The organism is Streptomyces sp. ISL-66, assembly GCF_018614135.1.
In the GTDB taxonomy this organism is placed as follows: Bacteria; Actinomycetota; Actinomycetes; order Streptomycetales; family Streptomycetaceae; genus Streptomyces.
The window spans coordinates 18,236-27,206 of record NZ_JAGGOW010000009.1 but is presented as its reverse complement, the minus strand read 5'-3'; the positions used below and the strand labels follow the sequence as shown (position 1 = coordinate 27,206).

General features: G+C 69.5%; 8 protein-coding genes and 2 tRNA genes. 8 read left to right on the top strand and 2 right to left on the bottom strand.

Features of this window, described 5'->3' with window-relative positions; all coding sequences use genetic code 11:
* Positions 1-416 precede the first annotated feature (416 nt).
* From J7E97_RS02185 to J7E97_RS02175, 3 genes are all read left to right on the top strand, one after another.
* Positions 417-1,811 (top strand): pyridoxal-dependent decarboxylase, encoded by a 1,395-nt coding sequence (locus J7E97_RS02185; protein WP_215021582.1) that lies wholly within the window; start codon positions 417-419, stop codon positions 1,809-1,811.
* Positions 1,808-2,266: an HD domain-containing protein gene (locus J7E97_RS02180; protein ID WP_215021581.1), complete on the top strand. Its 459-nt coding sequence runs from the start codon at positions 1,808-1,810 to the stop codon at positions 2,264-2,266. The genes J7E97_RS02185 and J7E97_RS02180 overlap by 4 nt, the downstream gene beginning before the upstream one ends.
* Positions 2,267-2,394: 128 nt before the next feature.
* Positions 2,395-2,589: a hypothetical protein gene (locus J7E97_RS02175; protein ID WP_215021580.1), complete on the top strand. Its 195-nt coding sequence runs from the start codon at positions 2,395-2,397 to the stop codon at positions 2,587-2,589.
* A 225-nt stretch (positions 2,590-2,814) separates the two neighbouring features.
* Here the strand turns inward: J7E97_RS02175 and J7E97_RS02170 are convergent.
* A tRNA-Gly gene (locus J7E97_RS02170) sits at positions 2,815-2,888 on the bottom strand.
* Between the two features lie 169 nt (positions 2,889-3,057).
* Between J7E97_RS02170 and J7E97_RS02165 the strand changes: the two genes are divergently transcribed.
* The 5 genes from J7E97_RS02165 (at position 3,058) to clpX (ending at position 7,871) form a co-directional block, all read left to right on the top strand.
* A tRNA-Pro gene (locus J7E97_RS02165) sits at positions 3,058-3,134 on the top strand.
* Positions 3,135-3,335: 201 nt separating this feature from the next.
* Positions 3,336-4,757 carry a trigger factor gene (gene tig, locus J7E97_RS02160; protein WP_215021578.1) on the top strand — a complete coding sequence of 474 codons (1,422 nt, stop codon included), beginning with the start codon at positions 3,336-3,338 and terminating at the stop codon, positions 4,755-4,757.
* Between the two features lie 298 nt (positions 4,758-5,055).
* Positions 5,056-5,673: an ATP-dependent Clp protease proteolytic subunit gene (locus J7E97_RS02155; RefSeq protein ID WP_215021577.1), complete on the top strand. Its 618-nt coding sequence runs from the start codon at positions 5,056-5,058 to the stop codon at positions 5,671-5,673.
* Between the two features lie 86 nt (positions 5,674-5,759).
* Entirely contained in the window at positions 5,760-6,431 is a 672-nt protein-coding gene (locus tag J7E97_RS02150; RefSeq protein ID WP_285427762.1) for an ATP-dependent Clp protease proteolytic subunit, read from the top strand.
* 153 nt (positions 6,432-6,584) lie between these two features.
* Positions 6,585-7,871 carry an ATP-dependent Clp protease ATP-binding subunit ClpX gene (clpX, locus tag J7E97_RS02145; protein WP_215021576.1) on the top strand — a complete coding sequence of 429 codons (1,287 nt, stop codon included), beginning with the start codon at positions 6,585-6,587 and terminating at the stop codon, positions 7,869-7,871.
* Between the two features lie 78 nt (positions 7,872-7,949).
* Here the strand turns inward: clpX and J7E97_RS02140 are convergent, their stop codons facing one another.
* Complete coding sequence (locus J7E97_RS02140) at positions 7,950-8,903, bottom strand: hypothetical protein (protein WP_215021575.1); 954 nt, start codon at positions 8,901-8,903, stop codon at positions 7,950-7,952.
* Between the last annotated feature and the right edge of the window lie 68 nt (positions 8,904-8,971).

The window sequence follows — 8,971 nt, the reverse complement described above, 5'->3', positions numbered from 1 at the left end:
AGCCGGAGCTCGCCGAGCCGGATCCCGCTGACGTCCTCTCCGCCGTCGGCCCCGTGGGCCCCGGCGCGGCCGAGGGCGCCGGCGGCGTTCCGCACGCCACCAACACCCCCGCCAGCGCCCCGGCCCCGACAACACCCCGCACCCACCGCTTCGCGATCATCCCCCGACCCTAAACTCAGCCCCCGCCACCCGTCCCAGGAGCCGCGAGCGCCCGGCCTCGTCGACCAGCCGGCGTACGCCGCCGCCCGGACCTCGGCCTCGCCCCCCACCCAGGCCCCTGCCGCCCCGTCCCAACCCGACGGCCGTTCCCGTCCCGGCCCCGCGGGCCCCTCACCGCGTTCCGGCCCCCCCACCCATGAGCCAATCGCGCCCAATTGGCCGGTCCGCGCCGGCCGGGCGGCGCCTACCGTGCCCCCATGGACCGCACGCTCGCCGCCGACCTCGCCCGCCTCCCCGCGCTGCTCGACGCCACCCGCGACGCCGCCGCCGCGACCCTCGCAGCCTTGGACGCACGTCCCGTCGTACCTCCCCGCCCGGCAGGGCCCCCGGCTCCCGAGCCGTTCCCCGAGCACGGAGCCGGGACGGAAGCCGCCCTCGCCGCCTTCGCGGACCGCTGGGTCCCGCGGCTGTCGGCCTCCGCGGGCCCCCGCTACCTGGGCTTCGTCACCGGCGGCGCCACCCCCGCCGCCCTCGCGGGCGACTGGCTCACCGCGACCCACGACCAGAACTCCAACTCCGCCCTGGACGGCGGCGGCCAGGACCTCGAACGCGAGACCGTCGGCTGGCTCCGCGAGCTCTTCGGCCTCTCCGACGCCCACACCGGAACGTTCGTCAGCGGCGCCACCATGTCCAACACCACCGGCCTGGCCATCGCCCGCGAATGGCTCGGCGAACGCCTCGGGGTCTCCCCGTCCGAGGACGGCGCGGCCGCCCTCGGCACGGTCCGCGTCCTCTCCGGGGCCCCGCACTCCTCCATCGCCAAGGCCCTGTCCGTCCTCGGCCTCGGCCGCCGCGCCCTGGTCCCCGTACCGACCCTGCCCGGCCGGGAGGCCGTGGATCCGGCGGCCCTGGAGCGCGCCCTCGCCGACGAGCCCGGCCGCCCCGCCGTGGTCGTCGCCAACGCGGGCACCGTCAACACCGTGGACTTCGACGACCTCCGCGCCGTCGCGGCCCTGCGCGCACGCCACGACTTCTGGCTGCACACCGACGCCGCCTTCGGCGCCTTCGCCGCGCTCTCCCCGGACCACGCCCACCTCACGGCCGGCCTCGACGCCTCCGACTCCGTCTGCGTCGACCTCCACAAATGGCTCAACGTCCCCTACGACAGCGCCGTCCAGTTCACCCGCCGCCGCGACCTCCAGGCCCGCGTGTTCCAGAACGCCGCCGCCTACCTCGGCCCCCTCGGCGACCACCCCGACCTGGTCCACCTCACCCCGGAGAACTCCCACAGGCTGCGCGCGCTGGCCGCCTGGTTCACCCTGCGCGCCTACGGCCGCGAGGGCCACCGGGAGATCGTCGAACGCGACATCGCCTGCGCCCGGCTCCTCGGCGCGGCCCTCTCGCGGGACCCGTGCTTCACCGTCCTCGCCCCGGTCCGGCTGAACGTCGTCTGCTTCACCCTCGCCGGGGCGCCCACGACCGCCCGCCTCACCGCCCTGCGCGAAGCGGCCGGCGCCGAGGTCTTCGTCACCCCCACGCACTACGCGGGAACCCCCGCCCTACGCGCCGCGTTCTCCAACTGGCGCACGACGCACGCGGATGTACACCGGATCGCGCATGCGCTGCACACGGCGGCAAGGGAGCTCGGATGACCGACCACCACCCCCTGACCCTCATCGAGGTCGAGGCACTGGCCCGCGCCGCGCACGAGGGCCAGACCGACAAGGCCGGCAGGCCGTACGCCGAGCACCTCGCGGCCGTCGCCGAGGGCGTCCGCGTCCGCGGCGGCACGGCCGAGCAGCAGGCCGCGGCCTGGCTCCACGACTCGATCGAGGACGACGCCCTCACCCCGGCCTGGCTGGATTCGGCCGGACTTCCGCCGTCCGTCAAGGACATGGTCCTGTCCCTCACCAAACGCCCCGGCGAACCGGTCGAGGAGTACGCGGCCCGCATCCTCGCCACCCCGGGCGCCCTCCTGGTCAAGGAGGCCGACCTCGCGCACAACGCGGATCCGGCCCGCCTCGCGGTCCTCGACGCCCCCACCCGGGACCGGTTGTCCGCGAAGTACGCCTATGTCCGCTCGCTCCTCGGACTCGCGCCGTCCTGAAGGCACTGCGCCATGTCTATTCGTCACGGGGCGGATAGCCGGGCCGTGTTGGTGGGAGGATGGTCCATGTGGGGGTGCGCGGGTCGCGCCCCGGGCCGACCAGGGGACGACCGAAGGTGTGATCAGAAGTGGCCATTTCGCTGTCAGTAGTGGTTCTGTTGGCGATCATCCTCGTGGTGCTCGTCAGGGGAAGTCACCTCAAGGCCGGCCCCGCGATCGTCGCGGTCCTCTTCGGCTTCTTCCTCGCGTCCAGCTCGATCGCCCCGGACGTCAACCGCTTCCTGAACTCCCTCGCGGACACGATCGCCGGCATCAAACTCTGAGCCCTCCCGCAGTGTCCGGCGCGACAGCCGACCAGGCCGTCGCGTCGCCCCGGACGCCACCAGACGACCCAGACGGCGCAGCCGGTACCTCCACCCGTCCCGGCTGCGCCCGCACGCCCTGCCGGACGTCAGGCCCGCCTCCGCCCGGACGGTTCCCCCGGCCACCCCCGGGAACGACGAAGGGCCAGGTCGAGGAGACATCCTCTGACCTGGCCCTTTGTGCTCTGGAGCGGGTGACGGGAATCGAACCCGCGTAGCTAGTTTGGAAGACTAGTGCTCTACCATTGAGCTACACCCGCAGCGCGTGCACCGCAGGTCCGGGGACCGCGGCACGGACAGCATCCTAGCGGGTCGGGGCGGGGGAGTGCACACCGCATTACGGTGCCCGCGTGTGCGCGTGGGTGACGGTTTCGTCGGAACTGCGCGCGGCGGAGGGTCTTCGGGCATGTACCCTACGTGTCGCACCGACGGGGTGTGGCGCAGCTTGGTAGCGCGTCCGCTTTGGGAGCGGAAGGTCGTCGGTTCGAATCCGGCCACCCCGACCAGCAAGACTCTTCGCGGAACGTCGCGTCGGAAGATCACGCCGATGATCGCGCTGATGATCGCGTTGTGGGCTGATTGCCGCTTGCGGTTACTATGCAAGCTGCGTGCCCGTGTGTCTGATGTACCGGGCCCGATCCGCCGAACCGCTGAATCACAGCGTGACGACAGAGACCCCCAGCAGTCAGCCACAAGGAGACCAAACCGTGAAGAGCGCCGTGGAGACCCTGAACCCGACTCGGGTTCGGCTCACTGTTGAGGTGCCCTTCGAGGAGCTCAAGGAAAGCCTCGACGCGGCCTACAAGAAGATCAACCAGCAGGTCACGGTGAAGGGCTTCCGCAAGGGCAAGATCCCCGCCCGGGTCATCGACCAGCGCTTCGGCCGCGGTGCGGTGCTGGAGGAGGCCGTCAACGACGCCCTCCCGAAGTTCTACACCGAGGCGGTCAACGAGGCCGACCTGAACCCGCTGGGCCAGCCCGAGGTCGACATCAAGGAGCTGAAGGACGGCGAACTGCTGTCCTTCACCGCCGAGGTTGACATCCGTCCCGCGATCGAGATCCCGGACTACTCCGGCATCGAGGTCACCGTGGACGCCGTCGAGGTCTCGGACGAGGACGTCGAGAAGGCTGTCGAGCAGCTGCGCGGCCGCTTCGCGTCCACCAAGGACGTCGAGCGCGCGGCCCAGGACGGCGACGTCGTCACCATCGACCTCGAGGCCAAGGTCGACGGCGAGGTGCTGGAGGACGGTGTCGCCCAGGACGTCTCCTACACCATCGGCTCGGGTGAGCTTCTCGAAGGCATCGACGAGGCCGTCAAGGGCCTGGAGGCCGGTGGCGAGGCCACCTTCACCTCCCAGCTCAAGGGCGGTTCCGCCGAGGGCAAGGACGCCGAGGTCACCGTCAAGGTCACCAAGGTTTCCGCCCGCGAGCTGCCGGAGCTGGACGACGAGTTCGCCGGCATGGCCAGCGAGTTCGACACCCTCGAAGAGCTGAAGGCGGACAGCCGCAAGCGCCTCGAGAACACGAAGCAGTACGACCAGGCCACGCAGGCCCAGGAGCGCGTCCTGGAGAAGCTGCTGGAGCTCGTCGAGGTCCCGATCCCCGAGAAGCTCCTCGCGGACGAGGTCCAGACCCGCAAGCACAACCTCGAGCACCACCAGCTCGGCCAGATGGGCCTGTCCATCGAGAAGTACCTCGAGATCCAGGGCAAGACGGTCGAGGAGTTCGACGCCGAGACCGCCGAGCAGGCCGTCAAGGGCATCAAGACCCAGTTCGTCCTCGACGAGCTGGTCAACAAGGAGAAGCTGAACGTCAACCAGGAGGAGCTCACCGAGCACCTCATGCGGCGCGCTGCCTCCTCCGGCATGTCCCCCGACCAGTTCGCCCAGGCCGTCGTCGAAGGCGGCCAGGTTCCGATGCTCGTCGGCGAGGTCGCCCGCGGCAAGGCCCTCGCGGTCGTCGTCGAGGCCGCCAAGGTCACCGACACCAACGGTGAGGTCGTCGACCTCTCCGACGACGAGGACGAGGACGAGCAGGCCACGGAGACCGTCGAGGCCGTCGAGAACGCCGAGACCGTCGAGAACTCCGCCCCGGCCGACGGCGAGCCCGCCGCCGACGAGGCCAAGTAACACCCGGGGTCCACTCCCGCCGAGCAGTACCAGAGCACTGCCCGAAGGGCCCGTACGCAGCCGCGTGCGGGCCCTTCGCCGCACCCTGTGCGGACGCCCTGTGAGCGGCCGCGGACCTTGCGCTCCGAGCGAACAGTTCGGGAAGCGGGATGGCGTTGTCCTACCTGCGCGTTAGGGTCCATGAATACGAGGGCACGGGAGTACCCGACGCCGTGGGGCATCGCCCCATCGGTAGGTCCGCGCCCCAGAACGAGACGCTGAGACGGCACATGGCCGTCGGAGACGAGCAGGTGGATACGTGACGAATCTGAAGCCTTACGCCGCGGGTGAGCCGTCCATCGGTGGCGGCCTCGGCGACCATGTCTACAACCGGCTGCTCGGCGAGCGCATCATCTTCCTCGGCCAGCAGGTCGACGACGACATCGCGAACAAGATCACTGCGCAGCTCCTGCTCCTGGCCGCAGAGCCGGAGAAGGACATCTACCTGTACATCAACAGCCCCGGTGGCTCGGTGACGGCGGGCATGGCGGTCTACGACACCATGCAGTACATCCCGAACGACGTCGTCACCATCGGTATGGGCATGGCGGCCTCCATGGGCCAGTTCCTGCTCACCGGCGGCACCGCGGGCAAGCGCTTCGCGCTCCCGAACACCGACATCCTGATGCACCAGGGCTCCGCCGGCATCGGCGGCACCGCCTCGGACATCAAGATCCAGGCCCAGTACCTGCTGCGCACGAAGCAGCGCATGGCTGAGATCACCGCCCGCCACTCCGGCCAGACCGTGGAGACGATCATCCGCGACGGCGACCGCGACCGCTGGTACACGGCGGAAGAGGCCAAGTCCTACGGCCTCATCGACGAGATCATCTCCGCGGCCTCCCTGGTCCCCGGCGGCGGCGGCACCGGGGCCTGATCCCGGCCCCGGCGCGCGAGCTCCCGTACGGGGGCCCGTACGCCCGCCAGCACCAGGCAAGCCTCAGCCCGCAGAACGCCACCAGGATGGTGAACACCCAGATGCACATGAACAACCTCTCTCCCGCGAGCGGCCTCTACACCGGCGCGCCGGTGGACAACCGCTACGTCGTTCCGCGCTTCGTCGAGCGCACCTCGCAGGGCGTGCGCGAGTACGACCCGTACGCGAAGCTCTTCGAGGAGCGCATCATCTTCCTCGGCGTGCAGATCGACGACGCCTCCGCCAACGACGTCATGGCGCAGCTGCTGTGCCTGGAGTCGATGGACCCGGACCGCGACATCTACCTGTACATCAACAGCCCCGGCGGCTCCTTCACCGCGCTGACGGCCATCTACGACACGATGCAGTTCGTGAAGCCGGACATCTCGACGGTCTGCATGGGCCAGGCGGCCTCCGCCGCCGCCGTCCTGCTCGCCGCCGGTGCTCCCGGCAAGCGCATGGCGCTGCCGAACGCCCGCGTGCTGATCCACCAGCCCTCCGGTGGCACCGGTCGCGAGCAGCTCTCGGACCTGGAGATCGCGGCCAACGAGATCCTGCGCATGCGCGACCAGCTGGAGACCATGCTGGCCAAGCACTCGACGACGCCGCTGGAGAAGATCCGCGACGACATCGAGCGCGACAAGATCCTCACTGCCGAGGGTGCGCTGGCCTACGGCCTGATCGACCAGGTCGTCGCCACGCGCAAGACCTCGCACTGATCCTTGCCGCCAGTTGGCGTGGGCACGTCGCCGGATTCGGGGATGTGAACCACGTCAAGGGGGCCCCGCACGGGGCCCCCGGCAAGGTACCGTCGGATATGAGGCACCAGGAGCGCTGATCCAGGCGTCTCCCAGGCGAAGGGGAAGTACCTCGTGGCACGCATCGGTGACGGCGGCGACCTGCTCAAGTGCTCGTTCTGCGGAAAGAGCCAGAAGCAGGTGAAGAAGCTCATCGCGGGACCCGGTGTGTACATCTGCGACGAGTGCATCGACCTCTGCAACGAGATCATCGAAGAGGAGCTCGCGGAGACCTCCGAGGTCCGGTGGGAGGAACTCCCCAAACCCCGTGAGATCTACGAGTTCCTGGAGAGCTACGTCGTCGGCCAGGAGCCGGCGAAGAAGGCGCTCTCGGTCGCGGTGTACAACCACTACAAGCGCGTCCAGGCCGGCGAGAACGGCGGCGGGCAGAGCAAGGACGACGCGATCGAGCTCGCGAAGTCCAACATCCTGCTGCTGGGCCCCACGGGCTCGGGCAAGACGCTGCTGGCCCAGACCCTCGCCCGCATGCTCAACGTCCCGTTCGCCATCGCCGACGCGACGGCGCTGACGGAGGCCGGGTACGTCGGCGAGGACGTCGAGAACATCCTGCTCAAGCTGATCCAGGCGGCCGACTACGACGTCAAGAAGGCCGAAACCGGGATCATCTACATCGACGAGATCGACAAGGTCGCCCGCAAGAGCGAGAACCCGTCGATCACGCGCGACGTGAGCGGCGAGGGCGTGCAGCAGGCCCTCCTGAAGATCCTCGAAGGCACGACCGCTTCGGTACCGCCGCAGGGCGGCCGCAAGCACCCGCACCAGGAGTTCATCCAGATCGACACGACGAACGTGCTGTTCATCGTGGGCGGCGCCTTCTCCGGCCTGGAGCGGATCATCGAGTCCCGCGCCGGCGCCAAGGGCATCGGCTTCGGGGCGACGATCCGCTCGAAGCGCGAGATCGAGGCGAGCAACCAGTTCCAGGAGGTCATGCCGGAGGACCTGGTGAAGTTCGGGATGATCCCCGAGTTCATCGGCCGTCTCCCCGTCATCACCTCCGTGCACAACCTGGACCGCGAGGCCCTGCTCCAGATCCTCATCGAGCCGCGCAACGCGCTGGTCAAGCAGTACCAGCGGCTGTTCGAACTCGACGGTGTGGAGCTGGACTTCGAGCGCGAGGCCCTCGAAGCCATCGCGGACCAGGCGATCTTGCGCCAGACCGGCGCGCGAGGCCTGCGCGCCATCATGGAAGAGGTCCTGATGTCGGTGATGTACGAGGTCCCGTCCCGCAAGGACGTGGCCCGCGTGGTCATCACCTCGGAGGTCGTCCGCTCCAACGTCAACCCGACGCTGGTCCCGCGGATCGTCCCGAAGGACCAGGGGCCGCAGGAGAAGTCGGCGTAGCCGACAGGCAGACGTAGGTCATGCAGAAGGGGCGCCCCGATCGGGGCGCCCCTTCTGCATGACCTGCCGCCCCGTCCGCTACTTCTTGACGCGGGCGGTGTTATAGAGCTTCGCCGTGAGTTCCGCGGTCTGCTCCAGGGTGTAGCCCTTCTTGCCGGCCAGGATGGAAGCCACGTCGGAGGCGCTGACCATGCTCAGGGTGCTGTAGTCACCCCAGACGCAGATCGGCACGGTGAACTCCTTCGGCCCCTTCTGCGTGGTGCTCGTGGAGGTGAGCTTCATTTCCTGGCACTTCATCACCGCGCCCTTGAAGCCTGCCGGGGTCATCGCCTGGGGGCTCCCGATCAGCTCCACCGAGAGCTCCTTCTCCTTGCCGGCGTTGAGCTTGGCCATGGCGAAGTACGAGTCCACCGACTTCTCCGGGTCCGCGACCTCGCCGTAGAGGCCGTTGAAGTTCAGGCCCTTGGCGGTCAGCGGGTTCTTCGGGTCGCCGGCCTGGTAGCCCATCTCCACCTGGGTGGGGTTCTTGATGCCCACCCCCTCGGCTTCCTTCTTGTCCTTGTCGCTGAAGTTCTTCTGCTCGTGCTTCGGGTCCTTCTTGAAGTCGTCCACCGACTCCGGGGCGACCAGCTTGTAGCCCTTGGTGTCGGCCGAGATCGAGGCGCTCGCGCCGCCGCCCTGCGTGAAGTACCAGCCGGCGCCCGCGATCACCGCGACCGCGACGATCACCGCGATGACGACGCCCGCCTTCGACTTCTTAGGGGGCTGCTGCGGGGGCATCCCGCCGCCGTACGGAGGCTGCTGCGGGTAGCCGTACGCGGGCTGCTGCTGCGGGTAGCCCTGCGGCGGGACGCCGGGCGGGGCCTGCTGCGGGTAGCCGTATCCCGGCTGAGGCGCGGGCTGGCCGTACGGCGGCGGCCCGGGCTGTCCGGGCTGCTGCCCGTAGGGCCCCGGCTGCTGCGGCTGCTGTCCGTAAGGCCCCGGCTGCTGCGGCTGTTGGCCTCCGTACGGCCCCGGCTGGTTGTAGCTCATCCCGCGTCCCCCCATGAGGTTATTTATTCGTTCCACACATCCTGGCGGAAGCCGGAGGTGCTCAGGGC